A 20,071-nucleotide genomic window follows, 5' to 3' on the forward strand; every position below is an offset into this window, starting at 1 on the left:
ACATCCCCCTCTTTTCGGAGACACCTCAGTATGGTGTATACCGATTAGCTCCCGAGTTTTTTTATTCCCTAGTTTTAATCCATTTAGATGAAACTAAGTCTTACAGATATGAAGATAAAATTAAAGCTATTGTTGTTCCTATTGATTAGCTGTATGGTCAGCCAAAGCTTATTTGCTCAGGAACAACAAACATCCAATGAATATATTGTTGTTTTAAAAAGGTTTGTCCAACGTTTACATGATCCTAGTCTAGCTACTGATATTATACTAAGTCAAGATCTAATCACATCAAAAAAACTAAACGAAGACCTGCAAGAATACTTATTGGCAAGCATCGATGAAATCAGGATAAATGTACAGAGCAAAAATATCAACCAACTGGAATATCTTAGCTTTGCTCAAGCGGGAAGAAAAGAAACAAGTGATATCGATCTCGAAGGTATTGATCCACAACAAGTCTACTTTGTCAAATACCTCAAGCGTTTTGTATTTGCTGCCGTTATTCGTGATAGAAAAATAGCTTCTTTTACATTAGTCTCTAAAGGTAACAATAAGGCCCATTTTGTATTCTATTAATTTTCATCTTGTTTTCATCGCCCCCATTTTATCAGATACCTGCTCTTATAACCCTTAAATATCACGCTCAGGCTTACATAAATGCGCGCTTATCAGGTTTTATTTTACAGCATATTTGTGAGCAATATTAAGCCAATGATGCTTTCTTAAAAATTTTTCAATAAAAACACTTGCATTTTATAATTCTATCAACCATATTTGTATTAATAAAAACAACAATGATAACAACTGTCTCAAATAAAGCTTGGTGGTGGCACAACGAATAACGTTGTGGCAAATTCCTATTGCATTATTTGATTAATACGTCAAGATATGATGGGCTTGCCTAAATAAGGTAAGCCCTTTTTTTATTTAAATTACCATGAAAGAAATTTTAGCGCATTTATTTGAATACAAGACATTTTCTCGGCAAGAGGCCTACGAGATTCTAACCAACATTGCCATGGGCAAATATGACAGCCACCAAATTGCGGCATTTATGACCGCTTATGGTATGCGCAGCATTCGCGTTGAAGAGCTTGGAGGGTTTAGGGATGCGATGTATGATTTATGTCTCAAACTGGATTTTGATGGTTATGATTTAATTGACCTTTGCGGTACAGGTGGGGATGGTAAAAATACCTTTAATATCTCGACAATAGCATCTTTTATCACAGCTGGGGCTGGTTACCATGTCGCAAAACACGGTAATATCGGGGTATCTTCGAGCTGTGGTTCTTCCAATGTCATGGAATATTTAGGCTATCAATTCAGCAACGATAAGGCTGAACTACAACGCCAGCTTGATGAAGCCAACATCTGTTTTCTCCATGCACCATTGTTTCACCCTGCAATGAAAACTGTTGCCCCGATACGTCGTGCATTGGGTGTTAAGACTTTCTTTAACATGTTAGGGCCATTGACAAATCCTTCCAATCCTAGATTTCAGTCTGTTGGTGTATTTAGTTTAGAATTGGCAAGACTGTATGGTTATTTATACCAAAACACCAACAAACAATATTCCATTATTCATGCTTTGGACGGTTATGACGAGATATCCATGACCGGTGATTTTAAGTTAATCAACAACCAAGGGGAAAATTACTACAACATGGAAGAGCTTGGTTTCACCCCAGTCTCAGCCCAGGAGCTGACAGGAGGTGAAACGATAGCGGATGCCGCCCACACATTCTTATCGATATTGAACAATCAGGGTACAGATGTGCAGAACAATGTTGTTTTGACCAATGCCGCATTTGCGATCAAGACCTTTAACCCCGAAAAATCTTTTGGCGACTGTTTTTATGAAGCAGAAGGTTCATTGATGGGAGGTAAAGCTTTACGAAGTTTCCAAAAACTAATCAAAAAATAAAATGGCGGTCAAAGTAAAAGTTTGTGGTATGAAATATCCCGACAATATAACCGCTGTAGCTTCCTTGGGCATCGATTATATGGGATTTATATTTTATGATCAATCCAAACGTTATGTTGGTCAAAGCTCCTCCGCATACATTAAGGAGCTTGACGGCCTAAGCAAAGTCGGCGTTTTCGTCAATGCTAGCCTCTCAGCAATTCTAGATAAAATAACTGAATTCCAACTAAATGTAATTCAATTGCATGGCGATGAATCTGTCGAATTCTGTCTTGAATTGAAAGAAAAATCAGGGGTTATCATCTTGAAAGCCTTCGGAGTTGATCAAAACTTTGACTGGATACAGCTTGATCCTTACGCTAAAGTTGTGGACTACTTTTTATTTGATACCAAAAGTAGTTCCTATGGTGGTACAGGAGTACAATTTGACTGGTCCCTATTGGACCAATACAAACTTACTACCCCCTATTTTCTCAGCGGTGGTTTAGATCCCGAAAATATCAAAACAGCGCTAGAAAGAAATGATCCACGACTATATGCCCTGGATTTAAATTCAAAATTTGAAGTAGAACCCGGCTTAAAAGATATTGCGCTATTAAGCCACAGTATAAATACAATTAAAAAATGAGTATATATCAAGTCAATGAAAAAGGATATTATGGTCCCTTTGGAGGAGCCTATATCCCTGAGATGCTCTATCCAAATGTGAAAGAGCTACGTGAAGAATATCTCAAAATTATCGAAGAAGAGAGCTTTCAGGAGGAATTTAACCAACTGCTCAGCGATTATGTCGGACGTCCTTCTCCATTATATCATGCCAAGCGTCTATCTGAAAAATATGGAACTACGATTTACTTAAAACGGGAGGATCTTAACCATACCGGAGCGCATAAAATCAACAATACCATTGGCCAAATTCTATTAGCGGAACGCCTGGGCAAAAAGCGCATCATTGCGGAGACAGGCGCAGGACAGCATGGCGTAGCCACAGCGACCGTCTGTGCACTCAAAGGTATACAATGTGCAGTGTACATGGGAGAAGTTGATATTCAACGTCAGGCTCCAAATGTAGCACGGATGAAAATGATGGGTGCCGAAGTTATTCCGGCAACATCAGGGTCCAAAACGCTAAAGGATGCTACCAATGAAGCTTTGCGAGATTGGATCAACAATCCTGTCGACACCCATTATATCATTGGGTCTGTTGTGGGACCACATCCTTATCCCGATATGGTTGCTCGCTTTCAGTCTATTATTTCTGCCGAAACGAAAAAACAGCTCTTGACAAAAACAGGAAGAGAAAATCCAGATATTGTATTGGCCTGTGTCGGTGGAGGCTCCAATGCGGCAGGTATGTTCTATCATTACCTCGATGAAGAATCGGTTCAATTGTATGCCGTAGAGGCCGCTGGACACGGTGTTGATTCAGGCGAATCCGCTGCTACAACAGCATTAGGAAAAGAGGGAGTTTTACATGGAAGCCGATCTATACTTATGCAAACAGCGGATGGCCAGGTCATCGAACCTTACTCCATATCGGCGGGACTCGATTATCCTGGTATTGGCCCCCAACACGCTTGGTTATTCAAATCCGGTAGAGGTAACTATGTCAGCGTAACTGACGACGAAGCGATGCGTGCAGGTCTTGAGCTTACGCGATTAGAAGGTATCATACCGGCTATTGAGAGTTCTCATGCGCTGGCTTATCTGGAAAAAATACCTTTTAAAGGCGATGAGACTGTCGTTGTCTGTCTTTCTGGACGTGGTGACAAGGATCTAGATAATTATATGAAATACTTTGATTTTTAAGGCATGAATACAATTGAGAAAAAAGAAGGTACCCCCCTTTTATCGATATATTTTACAGCTGGGTATCCAACATTGGACAGCACAATCCATATTGCAAAGAAATTGGAAGATGCCGGCGCGGACTTTCTGGAAATCGGTTTCCCTTATTCCGATCCAGTGGCAGATGGACCTGTCATTCAGCACAGTTCTGAAATTGCCTTGGCAAATGGTATGACTGTAGAAAAGTTATTTAATCAGTTGAATGACCTGCGTAAGCATGTCAGTATCCCCGTATTTTTGATGGGCTACTTTAATCCTGTACTTCAATTTGGTGTGGAAAGATTCTGTGAAGCATGTAAAAATGTAGGCGTTAATGGTGTCATTATACCCGACCTACCAATGGATGAATACGAAGAACTTTACAAAGAGACGTTCGAGAAAAATGGGATCGCCAATATATTCATCGTAACACCGCAGACTTCTGAAGAACGCGTCAGAAAAATAGACAGCCTTTCTAGGAGCTTTATTTATTTACTTTCTTCCAATGCAACGACGGGTAAAACACTTGATGTTGGAGACGATACAGCAGCTTACTTTAAGCGGATACATGATCTCCAATTAAAAAATCCATTGATCGTTGGCTTCGGTATCTCCGATAAACCGACCTTTCAAAAAGCAAGCAAGCATACGGCGGGTGCCATTATAGGTACTGCATTTGTAAAACGGTTAAAGGAACCGGATTATCTCGACCAAATCCCAGCATTTATCTCGTCTATCAAAGCTTAACCTACAGGCTAAAAATTAGCAAAGCATTATTTTTTTAATAAGAGTTCGATCTAAAGTCTTTTTTCTTGGATCGAACTCTTATTTTTAAGACGGTTTTTGAAAATGTATTTTTTCAAAGAGAATATCTTTGCTGCCTTAATTAACCAAGCAATAGGCGGCCCGTCAAATCTATACTGATATAACCATGGATACACGAAGAGATTTTTTAAAGAAAGCGGCTATGCTTGCCGGGGGAGCATCTCTCTCCCATGTTATTCCATCCGCTATTGCGAAGGCGATGGCTATTAATCCAGCATTGGGCAGCACCTTTTATGATGCCGAGCACGTCGTTTTATTAATGCAGGAAAACCGTTCATTTGATCATGCCTTTGGAACACTACGTGGTGTAAGAGGCTTCAATGACCCAAGAGCTATCCGTCAACCCAATCGAAATAAAGTATGGTTTCAGACGCAAAAATCCGGAGAAACATTTGCCCCCTTCCGATTGGATATCAAAGATTCAAAAGTTACCTGGATGGGCTGTCTTCCGCACAACTGGACCGATCAAACCGACGCAAGGAATAAGGGTAAAATGAACAGATGGTTGGATGTAAAACATTCTGGATTTAAAGAATTTGCCGATCTACCGTTGACTATGGGACATTATACCCGTGAAGACATTCCTTTTTACTACTCTCTGGCAGACTCTTTCACAATCTGTGACCAACACTTTTGTTCGAGCATCACCGGCACGAATCCAAACCGGCTTTATTTCTGGACGGCCAATATCCGGGAAAATCTGACAGGAAAAGCCTTAGTTTGGAATGGAGACTCCGAGTTTAGCGGGAAAGCAACATGGACCACTTTTCCTGAACGCCTTTCGGAATTAGGCGTAGACTGGAAAATCTATCAAAATGAAATTTCTTCAAGCAGTGCTGGTTATAGTGGAGAGGCAAACAGCTGGCTCGCCAATTTTGGTTGTAATCCGATGGAGTACTTCCCCCAATATCAGGTCAAATATCATCCCCGCTATCGCCAGCTCCTGACTCTAAAAAAAGAAGATCTCGAGCGCAAAATTAGCGAAACACCAGCTGCCGAAGCACTTGAAGATTTAAAGAAAAATCTCAAGCATATTCAAGAAGAATTACAGCGATATACAGCCGATAACTTTGAAAAGCTCGACGAGCGGACAAAAGATATTCATCGCCGTGCCTTTGTTAACAACAGTGCGCAGCAAGATTATATGGAATTGGAAACAATGCATTATCAAGAAGGGGGGCAACAGCGCGAGTTACAGATCCCTAAAGGAGATGTCCTGTATCAATTCCGAAAAGATGTTGAGGAGGGTAAACTTCCAACCGTATCTTGGTTAGCTCCGCCCCAGCTTTTTTCTGACCACCCCGATTCTCCTTGGTTCGGCGCATGGTATGTCAGCGAAATTATGGACATTCTCACCCAAAATCCAGAAGTTTGGAAAAAGACAATTTTTATACTTACTTATGATGAGAATGATGGGTATTTCGATCACTTTGCACCCTTTACAGCACCAAACCCTGATGATACAGAAAGTGGAAAAGTATCCGAGGGAATAAACCCTGCGTTGGAATTTGTACGCCGCGATGAGCAATATTATCCTGAAAGCGGAAGGGAAAGCAATATCGGTCTTGGCTATCGTGTACCGATGATTATTGCTTCTCCGTGGACCAGAGGCGGTTGGGTCAATTCACAAGTGTTTGACCATACCTCCAGTTTACAATTCCTGGAGAAGTTTATTAATCACAAAATCAATAAAAATATAAAAGAAACCAACATCAGCACTTGGCGGCGTACCGTATGTGGAGACTTAACTTCGGCATTTAGACCCTATCATGGCGAAACCATGAACAAACCTATTGTGCTGGAGCGGGAACCTTTTATCCAAGAGATTCACCAAGCCAAGTTCAAAAGTCTTCCCATGGGGTTCAAAGCGCTTAGCGCAATGGAGATCAAACAAATAGAGCAAGACCCCGGCAGTTCACCCTATTTCCCAAAACAAGAAAAAGGGCTTCGGGATTCATGTATCCTTCCTTATGAACTTTATGTGCATGGCGAATACCAATCCAAAGGGGATTACCTGGTCACATTTGAGGCTTCAGATAAAATTTTTGGCAAACAGGCCGCAGGCGCACCATTTACAGTTTACCATGCTGCTAGCTACAAAGGAGAAGTTGGAACCTCCAGAAATTATGCGGTTGCTCCAGGAGATCATGTAACAGACCATTGGCCGCTAGATGCCTTCGACAAAAGAATGTACCACCTCGAAATCCATGGTCCAAACGGATTTTATCGGGAATTTAAAGGCGACGCGGATAATCCACATGTAAAGATCCGCTGTACGTATGAAAAAAGTAAAAATGAAGCAGCATTTACTGGCCGTTTGTCTTTCTCCTGTACAAACAATGGAAAAACAACCGAGCAACTTATTTTTGAGGATCTCAGCTATGGAAAGGAAAAAAGAAGTTTGCAACTTAAAGGTGGACAATCCATCACGATACATTTTGAATTGGCTAAACAAAACTTTTGGTACGACTTCAGCCTTACTTGCAGTGGTTTTCTAAACTTCGAAGAACGATATGCAGGTCGTGTAGAGATTGGAAATGCCGGAAAAAGTGACCCTTTATTAAGCCGATAAACAACACGAATGGGAGCATCTAGAAAATGTTCCCATTCTTATAAAATCTTCCTTGAGTAGTCAAATTTAAGGGACTAAACTACATAGGCTGTTTCCCTGTAAAGTGCTCCTAAAAAACACCGAACATACTGTACTATTCCTGTATACGACGAGCCAGATGGTAAAATCCCTTGTACAATAGAATTGCCCCAACAATCAAAAAGATAGCTAGCAAATACGAGCTGACCGGATTGATAAATAATAAATTCATAACTTTGGTAAATTTTAGTTTTTCATTTGTTACTACAAGTTATAACATTTATCCAAAATATTACAAAAAAAAATTACATATTTTCTTTATTTTTGCTTCTATGAAGAAAATTGCACTATTAATCGGCCTATTTTTCTATTTGCTCGCAGCAAGTGGTGCCTCAGTGCATCTTCATTTTTGCCAAGGGGAAACACAAAGTGTATCGTTATCGGAAAGCCATAATATGGCCTGCCCTCTGTGTGCCAAGTCTGCAAAAAAACAGCAGAAACACTGTCATGAAACAGGAAGCTGTAAAGATGTTAAGATCGAAGCACAAAAGGTCGATAAATTCAGCAGAGTAACACAAAATCTTGATTTTAACCATTTTTCTCCTGCAATAATTACGCTTCATTGGATACTTAATTATTATCATTTCGCTGGGGAGGAAGACGATTTTTCTAAACTAACGTATACCGATTTTGCGAGCTACAATAGACAGAGCCCTCCTGTTTTTATTCTCAATCAAAATTTTAGAATTTAATATCACCTCTTTTCACTGAACGCAGTTCATTTTCTTGAATTGATCGAAGTCCACTATAGTTTTTCTATCTCGCGAGAATAGCAGACTGTTATTCCCAACATTCATCTTTCCGTAGCTTATCACGGAACAAAAAAAAATGGATTTTAAATCATTCAGCAAAAAAAATTGTAGAACTGAAAAAAATAAATCCGTACCCCATGCATGTGGTTGCGCGATATCATGAAGATAAAATTAAATGCTAGTTGAAGCGAATACTCTTAATTAAAATGATGAATCAAATTTTCAAAAAAATATATACAACGACCATCCTATCCTTATTTTTTCTGGCATTTGTACAGGCACAGACCGACAGTACGCGCACACTTACAGTGGCCGGAAATTGCGCTATGTGTAAAAAACGTATTGAAACGGCCGCAAAAATGCATGGCGTAGAAACGGCCGTTTGGAATGCAGGAGACAACCTATTGCAAATCAAATATAACCCCCAAAAAGTTCAGTTGGAGGCAATCAAGAAAAATATTGCTCAGGTTGGTCATGATGTTGACAACCTGGTGGCCACTGATGAAGCCTATGCTAAACTCCATGAATGCTGTATGTATCCGCGACTGGAAAATGGCAAAGTACCCGAAAAGAAAGCGGTGACAACCGATAACCATGATCATCCACATACCGTTACCGGTGTTGTTGTTGAAGAAAATGAAAAGGGGGATCTTAAACCCATCATTGGCGCCAATTTACACTGGGCCAACCTTCCAACCAAAAACACAAGGACAAACGAAAATGGTGTTTTTAAATTGGACCACAAAGAAGGGTTCAACAAATTGGTTGTAAGTTATGTAGGGATGAAATCTGACACCATCACCATCAAAGATCTGCATGAAGTCATTATGATTACAGCGAAGGGTAATGTGTTGATGGAAGTCGAGGTTAAAGGAACACGACGCTCAAATTATATTGACCGTATGACACCTGCACGACTAGAAGTTCTTACCGGAAAAGAGTTATTCAAAGCGGCTTGCTGTGATTTAAGCGAAAGCTTTGAAACCAACGCCTCCGTCGATGTCGTCAGTGCTGATGCAGTAACAGGCAGTAAACAGATTCAAATGCTAGGCCTTAGCGGTATTTATACCCAATTAACCGTTGAAAATTTACCTGGGCCACGTGGGCTCGCTTCTCCTTTAGGTTTAAATTCTATTGCAGGTACATGGATTGAATCTATTCAAATTGCGAAAGGTATCGGTTCCGTAGCCAACGGTTTCGAAAACATGGCGGGACAGATCAACGTCGAATTGAAGAAACCTCAAAATTCAGAAAGATTGTTTTTTAATGCCTATGCGAACAACATGGGACGTACAGATGTCAACTTAAATCTTTCACAAAAAATTGGTCAGCATTGGTCCACTGCAGTGCTCCTGCATGACAATTTCATGTACAATAAATCCATGAACTTTAGTCACAACGGATTTAGAGATATACCCGTTGGCAATCTATTCTCTGGTGTCAACCGCTGGTTTTATGAAAATGGAAAAGGGCTTATGGTACAATTTGGGGTTAAATATCTCAATGACGACCGTACAGGCGGACAGATTGATTTTAACAAGAAGACAGATAAGGGTACCACAAATCGCTATGGTTTGGGATTTGATATCGAACGCGTAGAAGGTTTTGCTAAAATTGGTTATGTGTTCCCCGAAAATAAGCACCGCAGCATAGGTCTCCAGCTTGCAGGATCAAACTACAATCAAAAAAGCTATTTTGGGCTCAATAACTACGATTCGGAGCAACAAAATGGATATGCTAATCTCTTATTTCAAGATATTATCGGGACAGTCGCCCACAAGTATCGCGTTGGTGCCTCCATTAATTATGACAATTACAATGAGTGGTATTTAAAAGATCAAAACTTCAAAAGGAAAGAAGTGGTTTCGGGAGCATTTGCAGAATATACCTATAGTCCATCAGAAAAATTTGATGCCATTATTGGTCTTCGCCAAGACTACAACTCCCTGTATGGATGGTTTACAACACCACGCATCCATTTACGTTATGCCCCGCTTTCGGGAACAACAGTTCGAGCTAGCTCAGGAAGAGGTCAACGTACTGCAAATATATTTGCGGAGAACACGGCAGTATTGGCTAGTAGCAGAAAATTGGTTATCCAATCGCCTAATATATACGATAAGGCTTATGGCCTACAACCTGAAGTCTCCTGGAATAGCGGAATAGCGATAGACCAAAGTATGCGGATCTTCGGACGTGAGGCTTCGGCATCAGTTGAATTTTTCCATAACAGCTTCTCTAATCAGGTCGTGGTCGATTACGAAAATCCCCGAGAGATCAATTTTTATAATTTGAATGGAAAATCTTTCTCCAATAGTTTGCAAACAGAATTTCGCTTGATGCCAGCACCACATTTTGAAACGAGGTTGGCCTATCGCTTACTTGATGTTCAAACTGATTTTGAAAGTGGCAGAAAGACCAAACCGCTATTGGCCAAACACCGTGGTTTTGTCAACCTGGCATATAATCACCATTCTGGCTGGAGTGTAGATTATACATTGAATGTCGTTGGACAAAAACGCATTCCATCAACAGCAGAGAACCCCGTTGAATATCAAATGCCTACAGCATCAAAGGCTTATGCGACAATGAATGCGCAGATTAGCAAAACTTTTGGGAAAGAGAAAAACTTCACCGTGTATGTGGGCGGAGAAAATCTGTCTAATTATTTCCAAAATATGCCAATCCTTGCCGCGGATCAACCCTTTGGAAACTATTTTGATACGTCAATGCTTTGGGGTCCTTTAACAGGACGCATGTTCTACACCGGCGTTCGTTATTTCATCAAATAACAGCTAAGCTAAAAAAAATCAAAGAGTAATAAAAAAGCGGCAAAAGCCGCTTTTTTTATATTAACTTTTTCAATTCTTGATAAAGCTTTGCCGTGGGTAATCCGACCACATTATTGTATTCCCCTTCTATCTTTTTTATGGCGATTAAGCCGATCCATTCCTGTATCCCATAAGAACCTGCTTTATCTAGTGGCGAAAATTGAGTAACATAATGATCGATTTCATCCAACTCTAGTTCGTAAAAATAAACAGTTGTCGTCTCGACAAAAGTGCTCATCTTACCCTCCCATGAGATCGCTACAGCAGTCAGCACCACATGTTTCTGACCAGACAAGTTTGTTAGCGTTTCTCTGGCTTCCTGTTCATCTTTGGGCTTACCTAAGATTTCGCCCTTATCCGATACCACAATAGTATCGGCACAGATAACCAAACAATCTTTTTTATCCGCAAATGCTCCCGCTTTACAAATAGCAATTTGACGAACGACCTCAGCTGCAGACAAATTCGGATCCACATATTCTGCCGTTTCCCGTACGTCGACTTCAAATGTCAGTCCAAGCCCTGCTAACAGCTGCTTTCTCCGTGGAGACTGAGACCCTAATATAATTGTTCTATTTTTTAGATTTTTCAACATCCCTATATGCTTTTTACCGTTTCATCCTCATACCAGTTGCCTTGTACTTTCATTACCTTTTCGATCAATTCACGTACAACTCCCTTTCCGCCACAAAAACCAGACACATAATGTGAAATTTTCTTGATCTCTTCTACTGCATCTGCCGGAGAAACAGCTATCCCAACGGACTTCATGCAGCTAAGATCAGGGATATCGTCGCCGATGTACATCAATTGATTTAATTCAAGCTTGTAATCACAAGCAAGTTCTTTCATTTTAGAAAGCTTGTCCGTAACTTTTGAATAGACTTCTTTGATCCCCAAACCTTTCATCCGCTGCTCGACGCCCTTCGAACCTCCACCTGTGATAATAAAAATCGGATAACCTTTCTTGATCGCCAACTGCATGGCATAGCCATCTTTTATATGAAATGTACGTAACTGATGCCCTTCTTCATTAACTTGCACAGTACCATCAGTCAGCACACCATCTACATCCAATACAAATGCTTTTATCGATTTAAATTCAGTCAATACCATAAATATATTTTTTGTAAAAGTAAGGCATTTCGAGTAATAATTCGCGAAGCGATACTGATCAAATTGACAACACTGTCAGACAATTATTCAGATAAGCCAAAATATCATTTGTGTGTCACAACATAGTTGTATTAGCAACTTATTCTTAAAAATATTTGGATGCTACGGTATATTTACCGTATCTTTGTAGAAGATAATTAAAGGTTATCTCGCTATGAAACACTAACAGCAAGCAATCAGAAGAGTTATTGACTTGAAGCTTGCATAAGATTAAAAAAACAATCATTTTTAGTTTTCACGGCACAACACGGCAACTAATTTAGTTTAGAAGCCCTTAAAGAGTCTTTTCATAATTTAGGTTTATAATTGGTTAGTAACGAACCCTGGTGCCCATCATCAGGGTTTTGTTTTTATAAGTATTTTTTCTTCTTCTATTTCATAGATTCTACTATTTGATGATTACCATAATATCTTATTATCAATCGAAATAACAATCGGTCTGACAGATCTTCATATCACCTTAAAGCTTACTACAGTTTTCCATCTATTATTAAACAGTGATCAGTCACTCAATATTCAGTTCATACTGAGTAATCACTGAACAAGCACTGAACAATCACTGAACAAATACTGTTAGAATATCAAACCTGATCACTACTTGCCCCCAATGTGCTGCGACTAAGAATGAAAAGACAAAAAAATGGTCTAAGTTACGCTTAAGCAACAAAAAGTCGATGTTGTGCGCAAATAGATTGGTGGGGATCCTTGACGGCTGTACAGGTTTGTTTCTATGCTGACTTTTGATTATTTTAGGAATAGCAAGTTTTTTTGTTATTTTACATATATCTTTTTCCCCAGGTACCATCGAAACACAATACCTACAGAAAAGTAAAACGATAAACTCATTCTCACATGGATCGAAAAAATTATAGAAAGCAAATTACCATTGGAGTGATCATTTCTTTTTCGCTTATCTTCCTTTCAGCCCTATATTTTTTCATATCGCTGCATCATAACTTAAATAACGAGCGAAGTATTGTTCGTGTCGCCGAAAATAGATTCAATATCATTAATGAAATCAAATCAAGTGTAGACGAGGTAAATGACATCAAACTTGATTACGTGAATAAGAAAGACGCTTCACTATTTATTCCTTATAAAATGGAATTAAAAAAAATGGATGAACTGTTACGATCTTTAAGTCTAAAAGATGATTTCTATCATGTTCAGCCAAACAGCACTGAAAACATCCGAAAGGATATTGTTGCATTTTACGACTTTGAGCAGGATATTGATAACACGAAGGAAACACAATCCATATCCCATAATATTCACGAGCGAAAAGCCTCGATATTAAATCAGATCGATCTCATGTCGAGAGACTTATTGGATCAAAGGGCAAGACTCTTAGAAAGATCTAGAAATGAACTACAACTGGCCCAGTACATTACTTACCTTTTCATCGCCATTGGCCTAAGTGGATTTTTCTATATTCTCGCCAAAATTTCCTCGATCTCTAGATTTCTGAGGTCTACAGTGAAAAGTCAGCAAGAATCCAATAACCGCCTCCAACTGTTGCAAGACCAGACCAACAGTGATAACTGGATTTTGAATGCTATTAATGGCATCGACGAACAATTACGCGGTGACTATACAAACAAGAAAATTGCCGAAATAAGCCTACATGCTATTGCTTCCACGACAAAAGCATTAGGTGGGACTATTTATATTTTCGATGATAACTATCAGGAGTATCAGCTTTGCCACAAAATTGGCATTTCCTCCACACAGTTTATCAAACGAACGTTTAAGGAAAACGATGGTATTTTGGGCGAAGTCGCAAATAATCATGAAGTCGTTAAAATAAAGGACATCGACCACAAGCATCTTATCTTAGAAACCTCATTATCCGACCTCTTAGAAACTGAGATTTATATTGTACCCTTCTCTTATGAAAACCAGTGTGTCGGTATCATGGAAATTTGTTGCCCAATTATTAATGCGAAGGACGAGCAACTGCGATTTAACTTCTTGGATAAAGCAAAAGATAACATTGCCGTTATCATAAAAGTAGCCCAAACGCATGGAAAGCTTGCTGATCTTTATGAGGAACTTCAACAACAAACAGAGGAATTAGAGACTCAACAGGAGGAATTGAGAACAACTAATGAGGAGTTAATCCATAAGACACATTTGTTGGAGGCTTCTGAGGAAGAGCTTAGAGTACAGCAGGAAGAGCTTATCCAAACCAATAATGAGCTGGACGAGAAGGCCAAATTGCTCTTTGCACAAAACGAAGATCTGGAAAAAGCCCGTCAGTCCATAGCCCAAAAAATAGAGGAAGTAGAGCTGTCGAGCAAATATAAATCTGAATTTATGGCCAATATGAGCCATGAATTACGGACACCACTCAATAGTATTCTCATTCTTGCCAAATTACTTCAGGATAACAAAAAGAAAAACCTCAGTGAAGACCAAATAAAGTATGCTTCTGTTATTCATAGTGCCGGCTCAGATCTCCTACATTTAATTAACGAATTGTTGGATCTGGCAAAAATTGAATCGGGGAAGGTTGAAGTCCAAAAAGAACGTATCAACACGTACGACCTTGTCAATTATATTAAAGATTTTTTCAGCGATACCGCAGCGTCGAAAGATATTCACTTCTTACTCGATGTCAATGTAAATGCACCGCAGGAATTCATTGGCGATGAACATCGTATACAACAAGTCCTCAAGAATTTATTATCGAATGCGTTCAAGTTTACAAGTGAAAAAGGCGAAGTTTCTTTAGGAATAATAGCTGAAGCAGAAAATCTTCTTTTTACGGTCAAAGATAACGGGATCGGGATCGCCCCTGAAAAACAAGAGCTTATCTTTGATGCTTTTAAACAGGAAGATGGCTCAACGAGCCGTAAATATGGTGGCACAGGTTTAGGCTTATCGATATGCCGCGAAATTGCTAGCTTATTAAAAGGGAAAATAATCTTATCCAGTAAGGTTGGTGAAGGTAGTATCTTCACCTTCAGTATCCCGCTAGAACAAGAAATTCAGGTTCCGAAAGTACCATCTATCGAAAAAGAAAGTAATCCGCCAACACAAATTCCGAAGGAAAATCCTATAGTCGAAAAAACAAAGTCAATCGACAACGATGGAAAACACAATAAACTGCTGATTATTGAAGACGATTTCATTTTTGCAGATATTCTAAAAGACTACGCCGAACAAAACGGCTACGATGTATACATCAGCTATGATGGGCAAGATGGGCTACAAAAAGCACAGAATTTACGCCCTGCCGCGATTATCCTAGATATTATGTTGCCTAAAATGGACGGCTGGGAAGTTCTTCGTAACCTCAAAAAAATCGACAGCACCAAGGAGATTCCTGTGCACATGATGTCGGCAGGAACATTTTTACATGACGAACCTATTTCTGCCGGAGCCATCGGGTTTATGGCTAAACCTGTGTCAGAAGAATCTTTGGCTGAAACATTCTTAAAAATAAAAGCATCGACTAGTCATCCACTGAAAAAAATTCTGCTGGTGGAAGATCAGGAAATCCAAAGCGATTTTATCAAACAATCTTTGGAAGAACAGCACATTCAGATATTTCAGGCCTTCAATGCGAGACAGGCTCTCGATTTATTAGATCAAGAGAAATTGTTTGACTGCATCATTATGGACCTAAACCTTCCTGACAAATCGGGCATTGAACTCCTGAATGAAATCAAATCGAACGATCAATTTAGGGATTTACCTATTATCATCAATACAGCAATGGAACTCACGACAGAGCAGACTTCCGAAATTTTGCATCACAGCCAAGCGATGGTCCTTAAGTCAGCGAAATCAAATAATCGCCTGATCGATGAAGTTAATTTATTCTTAAATAAAATCCGCAGCAATAAGAGCGAATACAATATGTTCAATCACGCCGGAGCTTCTGTCATTGCTGAAAACAATTTAGCTTCCAAAACAGTACTACTAGCAGATGACGATATGCGAAATATATTTGCCCTTAGCACGGCGTTTGAAAGCTATGATATGAACATTGAAATTGCCAACAATGGTCAGGAAGCATTAGATATTCTTGAACGAAATGAACAGATTGACCTTGTCTTAATGGATATCATGATGCCCGTGATGGATGGTTATGAAGCTATTGAAAAAATAAGGGCAAACAAGAAATTTGCAAACCTTCCAATTATTGCTGTGACAGCGAAAGCCATGAAAGGTGATCGGGAAAAAACAATTGCTGTTGGTGCAAACGATTATATTAGTAAACCGGTTGATGTTGACAAATTAATATCCCTAATGCGCGTATGGCTGAGTTAACTGATAAAATAGTAGCAATGATCAATTTTGAAGAGTTAGAAGAAGTTATTGATATAGTCAAAAATCTCCACGGATATGATGTGTCCGGCTATACAAGAGCTTCTTTAAAAAGACGTGTGACTAGAATAATGGAACTTAACAAGCTCAATCTACAGGAGCTAAAGTCCAATTTGATCAATCAGCCCGGATTCAGCACCTATTTCCTACAGGAAATTACAGTCAATGTGACTGAAATGTTTAGGGATCCCGATTTTTATAAAGCTGTAAAAACGGATGTATTTCCCTATCTCGCAACTTATCCACATATCAAACTCTGGAGTGCAGGTTGTTCGACTGGCGAAGAAGTCTATTCGCTAGCCATCTTATTAGAAGAAGCAAATCTTTACCAACGGGCGTTTATCTATGGCACCGATATTAATGGCAAAGTGTTAGAAAAGGCAAAACGCGGTATTTATTCGCTTACGAAAGTTAAGGAATACTCGGAAAATTTTATTAAGACGGAACCGAAAAACTCATTGTCAGATTATTATACAGCGATGTACAACGCCGCTACCATTAATAATAGTCTTAAAAAAAATGTCCTTTTCTCCATACATAGTTTGGTATCCGATGGCGTTTTTAATGAATTTCAACTGATTACCTGCCGTAATGTATTGATCTATTTTGATACTGAATTGCAAAATAAAGTCCTGGATTTATTCTATCATTCACTTTGCCATCTGGGCTTCTTATGTTTGGGAGCAAAAGAATCTTTAATCAACTATAAAGATGCTGCTAAATTTAAGATCGTAAACAAAAAACAGAATATTTACCAAAAAATTGGGTAGTAGGTAATGGAAAGAAAAATTCTTTTATTAGCGGGGTCTGCAGGTGGGTTTAGTGTGATTCTAAATATTTTAAAGTCATTGGAACGGCCAATTCGCATACCCGTTATTGTCATCGTACACAGAAACCCTAAGTATGCTTCTAGTATTGAGGACACGCTATCTAAAGCACTTGTTCAAAAAATAAAAACTGCAGATGATAAGGAAGCGATAGAAAATGGAACGATCTATTTTGCCCCTGCAGGCTATCATCTTTTAGTTGAACCAGACTATAGCTTTTCTTTGGATATCTCAGAACCTGTTCAATATTCCAGACCATCAATTGATGTGACTTTTGAATCCGTAGCCGAAATATATAAAGAAAATTGTACAGCTATTTTATTCTCTGGGGCGAATCAGGATGGTGCACAAGGACTATTAATGATAAAACGATACGGCGGGAAGACATTTGTACAAGACCCTGTGACTGCTGAAGTTCCCATCATGCCCGAAGCAGCTATTCAACTCGATGCGCAGGAACGCATTTTGAGCATTCAAGAAATAAAGGACTACGTCAAACAGTTGACTTAAAATTGTATTTAGATTTGCTAAAATGAAGAAGGTAAATATATTGATTGTCGATGATAAAATTGAAAATATTATCAGTCTAACAGCATTACTGGAGGATATCGAAAATATAAATATAGTGACGAGCACAGATCCCAACGAAGCTCTAAAAATCTGTTGGAAAGAGGATATTGATTTAGCACTTGTTGACGTACAGATGCCCGAGATCAATGGTTTTGAATTTGTTTCCTTCCTAAAGAAGAATCCGAAAACAAACCATATTATCCCTATTATGGTAACAGCAATCTCAAAAGAAGACAAATACCTTATTCAGGGACTAAATAGTGGAGCTGTGGATTATTTATATAAACCGCTTAACCCGGAAGCAACGATCGCGAAAGTAAAATCTTTTGTCCAGCAATTACTGATACAGCAAGAAATTAAAGAGAAAAACATAGCCTTAGAAGAATCAAAACAGGCGATTCTCAAAGCTAAAGAAGAGGCCGATCTTGCTCGAAAATCCAAGGAAACCTTTTTGGCCAATATGAGCCATGAGATCCGTACCCCGATTAACGGTATTATGGGCATTACACAGATGCTAAAAAACTCGCAGCTCACGCTAGAGCAAGAAAATTGGATCAATAAATTGGATTCTGCCTCTCAAAATCTGTTGACTATTATCAACGACATACTCGACCTATCTAAAGTTGACTCGGGTATGATGAAACTTAATATGGAATCTACCTCTGTACATGATATTACGGATGATCTAAACAATCTCTTCATTGATAAAGCGGTCTACAAAGGCCTGGATTTTTCAATTGATGTGGACGATCGGATCACAAGTTATTTTCTAACCGATCCACTTCGATTAAAACAAATACTGACCAACTTTATCTCCAATAGTTTTAAATTCACCTCGGAAGGTTCTGTTGTATTAAAGATTCAACTCCTAGCAGAAGATAACCATAGCATTTGTTTAGGTTTTCAGGTAATAGACACAGGGATCGGCATTGTAGAAGATGCCCTGGAGAAAATATTTATTGCGTTTGAACAGGGAGAGGATAGTATCACCAAAAAGTTTGGCGGTACAGGACTAGGTCTTGCAATTGTAAAACGTATTGCTGCGCTGCTCAACGGTCGGGTTTTTGCTTCAAGTGAATACGGTAAAGGAAGTATATTTTCTTTTGAATGTACCTTTGATAAAATCAAAGACAAACCGGTAGAGAAAGAAACGCAGGTACTCTATACAGAATTACCCAAGTTCAACTTTCCGATGATTTTGATTGCTGAAGACAATGAATTAAACAGTTTTATGCTGGCGAATATCCTGAAGAGCTGGAATTGCGATATCACTTTGGCGACAAATGGCCTCATTGCATTAGAAGAAATCAATAAGAAAAAAATTGATCTGGTGTTTATGGACGCCCATATGCCACTCATGAGTGGTTTTGAAGCAATCAAGGAAATACGTCGAAACACGAATCCGATAATCGCAAACATGCCGATTATTTCCATTTCAGCCTCTGTGCTTCAAGCCGAACAACAGGAAGCGCTCGATGCAGGAGCCAATGAAGTCGTCGGAAAGCCATTTGATCCTATCAAATTATATAAAACAATTGATACTTTATTGTCAAAATTGAAATGATAGTTTCAATTTATCAATGAAATCATTAATTTTAGAACATAAACAATATGTTTTGATGTTATTTCTCAAGAACGCACATCCAGAAAGGAATCAAGTTCGTCATAACTTCATCACTAAACCGCTAGAGGCTGCGGAAATGCCTACAATAAATAAAAGATAAACAAACAATCATTCAAATGAAAAAACTTTTTATGATACCAGCAGTTGCAGTTGCTTTATCAATTGCATCTTGTGGTGGAAACAGTGACAAGTCTGAAAAATCAACTGGTACAGAAGCGACAACTTCAGCCGAAAGCCAAGCAACAGAAACAGTGCCTGGTATTGAAAACGTAGCTATTTCCAACAGCTTATCTTTAGAAGGTAACGATCAAATGAAATATAATAAGGATCTTTTCCGTGTAAAAGCGGGTGAACCAGTAGAATTATCTTTCAAAAATGCAGGTACTATGCCGAAAGAGTCCATGGGACATAACGTCGTTATCCTAAAACCAGGTGTTGACCTTCCAACTTTCGGTGCTGAGGCTGCTGCAGCTGCTGCAGACGAATATATTCCAAAATCAGCTTTATCTTCAATTGTTTCGCACACCAAATTATTGGGACCTGGAGAAACTGATAAAATCACATTTACACTTGAAAAAGGAGTTTATACGTTTATTTGTAGCTTCCCTGGTCACTATGGTGTTATGCAAGGAAAAATTGTTGCAGAATAACAAATAAGTAAAAAAGGATATTCATATTTTGAATATCCTTTTTTAGATCTATCCCCCTTTAAAGCACCGCCCCGTTC

Annotated in this window: 15 protein-coding genes; 13 read left to right on the forward strand and 2 right to left on the reverse strand. The window is 39.0% G+C overall.

The annotated features are described in order from the left end of the window. The first annotated feature begins 108 nt into the window (after window positions 1-108). The 8 genes from B4Z90_RS16710 to B4Z90_RS16745 all read left to right on the forward strand — a co-directional run bounded on the left by B4Z90_RS16710 (window position 109) and on the right by B4Z90_RS16745 (window position 10,773). A complete protein-coding gene (locus B4Z90_RS16710; RefSeq protein WP_146752998.1) occupies window positions 109-576 on the forward strand; it encodes a hypothetical protein in 468 nt (155 codons plus the stop codon). A 361-nt stretch (window positions 577-937) separates the two neighbouring features. After that, window positions 938-1,927 (forward strand): anthranilate phosphoribosyltransferase, encoded by a 990-nt coding sequence (gene trpD, locus B4Z90_RS16715; RefSeq protein ID WP_070562080.1) that lies wholly within the window; start codon window positions 938-940, stop codon window positions 1,925-1,927. A 1-nt stretch (window position 1,928) separates the two neighbouring features. Beyond that, on the forward strand, window positions 1,929-2,555 hold the full coding sequence (locus tag B4Z90_RS16720) for a phosphoribosylanthranilate isomerase (protein WP_112373782.1): 627 nt from the start codon (window positions 1,929-1,931) through the stop codon (window positions 2,553-2,555). After that, on the forward strand, window positions 2,552-3,736 hold the full coding sequence (trpB, locus tag B4Z90_RS16725; protein ID WP_070562076.1) for a tryptophan synthase subunit beta: 1,185 nt from the start codon (window positions 2,552-2,554) through the stop codon (window positions 3,734-3,736). Before B4Z90_RS16720 ends, trpB begins: the two co-directional genes overlap by 4 nt. Window positions 3,737-3,739: 3 nt before the next feature. Then, entirely contained in the window at window positions 3,740-4,501 is a 762-nt protein-coding gene (gene trpA / locus B4Z90_RS16730) for a tryptophan synthase subunit alpha (RefSeq protein WP_112373783.1), read from the forward strand. 184 nt (window positions 4,502-4,685) lie between these two features. Next, window positions 4,686-7,151 (forward strand): phosphocholine-specific phospholipase C, encoded by a 2,466-nt coding sequence (locus B4Z90_RS16735; RefSeq protein ID WP_286802813.1) that lies wholly within the window; start codon window positions 4,686-4,688, stop codon window positions 7,149-7,151. Window positions 7,152-7,321: 170 nt separating this feature from the next. Continuing rightward, on the forward strand, window positions 7,322-7,921 hold the full coding sequence (locus B4Z90_RS16740; protein WP_115047266.1) for an HYC_CC_PP family protein: 600 nt from the start codon (window positions 7,322-7,324) through the stop codon (window positions 7,919-7,921). A gap of 266 nt (window positions 7,922-8,187) precedes the next feature. Then, window positions 8,188-10,773, forward strand: coding sequence for a TonB-dependent receptor domain-containing protein (locus tag B4Z90_RS16745; protein ID WP_286802814.1), 2,586 nt, complete (start codon window positions 8,188-8,190; stop codon window positions 10,771-10,773). 55 nt (window positions 10,774-10,828) lie between these two features. On the opposite strand, the gene B4Z90_RS16750 is transcribed toward B4Z90_RS16745, so the two are convergent. Together B4Z90_RS16750 and B4Z90_RS16755 are read right to left on the reverse strand one after the other, a co-directional pair. Further along, entirely contained in the window at window positions 10,829-11,407 is a 579-nt protein-coding gene (locus tag B4Z90_RS16750; protein WP_286802816.1) for a Maf family protein, read from the reverse strand. A gap of 2 nt (window positions 11,408-11,409) precedes the next feature. Then, window positions 11,410-11,928: a KdsC family phosphatase gene (locus B4Z90_RS16755; RefSeq protein ID WP_070562067.1), complete on the reverse strand. Its 519-nt coding sequence runs from the start codon at window positions 11,926-11,928 to the stop codon at window positions 11,410-11,412. Window positions 11,929-12,840: 912 nt separating this feature from the next. Here B4Z90_RS16755 and B4Z90_RS16760 point away from each other — a divergent pair. The 5 genes from B4Z90_RS16760 to B4Z90_RS16780 all read left to right on the forward strand — a co-directional run bounded on the left by B4Z90_RS16760 (window position 12,841) and on the right by B4Z90_RS16780 (window position 19,994). After that, on the forward strand, window positions 12,841-16,266 hold the full coding sequence (locus B4Z90_RS16760) for a hybrid sensor histidine kinase/response regulator (RefSeq protein ID WP_286802818.1): 3,426 nt from the start codon (window positions 12,841-12,843) through the stop codon (window positions 16,264-16,266). Further along, entirely contained in the window at window positions 16,254-17,093 is an 840-nt protein-coding gene (locus tag B4Z90_RS16765; RefSeq protein WP_236560115.1) for a CheR family methyltransferase, read from the forward strand. Before B4Z90_RS16760 ends, B4Z90_RS16765 begins: the two co-directional genes overlap by 13 nt. 6 nt (window positions 17,094-17,099) lie before the next feature. Continuing rightward, window positions 17,100-17,660 carry a chemotaxis protein CheB gene (locus B4Z90_RS16770; protein ID WP_070562064.1) on the forward strand — a complete coding sequence of 187 codons (561 nt, stop codon included), beginning with the start codon at window positions 17,100-17,102 and terminating at the stop codon, window positions 17,658-17,660. A 22-nt stretch (window positions 17,661-17,682) separates the two neighbouring features. Continuing rightward, window positions 17,683-19,284: a response regulator gene (locus B4Z90_RS16775; protein WP_115047260.1), complete on the forward strand. Its 1,602-nt coding sequence runs from the start codon at window positions 17,683-17,685 to the stop codon at window positions 19,282-19,284. Between the two features lie 176 nt (window positions 19,285-19,460). Further along, window positions 19,461-19,994 (forward strand): plastocyanin/azurin family copper-binding protein, encoded by a 534-nt coding sequence (locus tag B4Z90_RS16780; RefSeq protein WP_286802820.1) that lies wholly within the window; start codon window positions 19,461-19,463, stop codon window positions 19,992-19,994. The last annotated feature ends 77 nt before the right edge of the window (window positions 19,995-20,071 follow it).

The organism is Sphingobacterium sp. UBA5639, assembly GCF_002421245.1.
In the GTDB taxonomy this organism is placed as follows: Bacteria; Bacteroidota; Bacteroidia; order Sphingobacteriales; family Sphingobacteriaceae; genus Sphingobacterium; species Sphingobacterium multivorum.

Bases quoted from the DNA above. Each gene is read 5' to 3' on its own strand.
- B4Z90_RS16770 (WP_070562064.1), top strand. From the start codon at position 17,100: ATGGAAAGAAAAATTCTTTTATTAGCGGGGTCTGCAGGTGGGTTTAGT.
- B4Z90_RS16765 (WP_236560115.1), top strand. From the start codon at position 16,254: ATGGCTGAGTTAACTGATAAAATAGTAGCAATGATCAATTTTGAAGAG.
- B4Z90_RS16745 (WP_286802814.1), top strand. From the start codon at position 8,188: ATGATGAATCAAATTTTCAAAAAAATATATACAACGACCATCCTATCC.
- B4Z90_RS16780 (WP_286802820.1), top strand. From the start codon at position 19,461: ATGAAAAAACTTTTTATGATACCAGCAGTTGCAGTTGCTTTATCAATT.
- B4Z90_RS16755 (WP_070562067.1), bottom strand. From the start codon at position 11,928: ATGGTATTGACTGAATTTAAATCGATAAAAGCATTTGTATTGGATGTA.
- B4Z90_RS16710 (WP_146752998.1), top strand. From the start codon at position 109: ATGAAGATAAAATTAAAGCTATTGTTGTTCCTATTGATTAGCTGTATG.
- B4Z90_RS16735 (WP_286802813.1), top strand. From the start codon at position 4,686: ATGGATACACGAAGAGATTTTTTAAAGAAAGCGGCTATGCTTGCCGGG.
- B4Z90_RS16750 (WP_286802816.1), bottom strand. From the start codon at position 11,407: ATGTTGAAAAATCTAAAAAATAGAACAATTATATTAGGGTCTCAGTCT.
- trpD (WP_070562080.1), top strand. From the start codon at position 938: ATGAAAGAAATTTTAGCGCATTTATTTGAATACAAGACATTTTCTCGG.
- B4Z90_RS16720 (WP_112373782.1), top strand. From the start codon at position 1,929: ATGGCGGTCAAAGTAAAAGTTTGTGGTATGAAATATCCCGACAATATA.
- B4Z90_RS16760 (WP_286802818.1), top strand. From the start codon at position 12,841: ATGGATCGAAAAAATTATAGAAAGCAAATTACCATTGGAGTGATCATT.
- B4Z90_RS16775 (WP_115047260.1), top strand. From the start codon at position 17,683: ATGAAGAAGGTAAATATATTGATTGTCGATGATAAAATTGAAAATATT.
- trpA (WP_112373783.1), top strand. From the start codon at position 3,740: ATGAATACAATTGAGAAAAAAGAAGGTACCCCCCTTTTATCGATATAT.
- trpB (WP_070562076.1), top strand. From the start codon at position 2,552: ATGAGTATATATCAAGTCAATGAAAAAGGATATTATGGTCCCTTTGGA.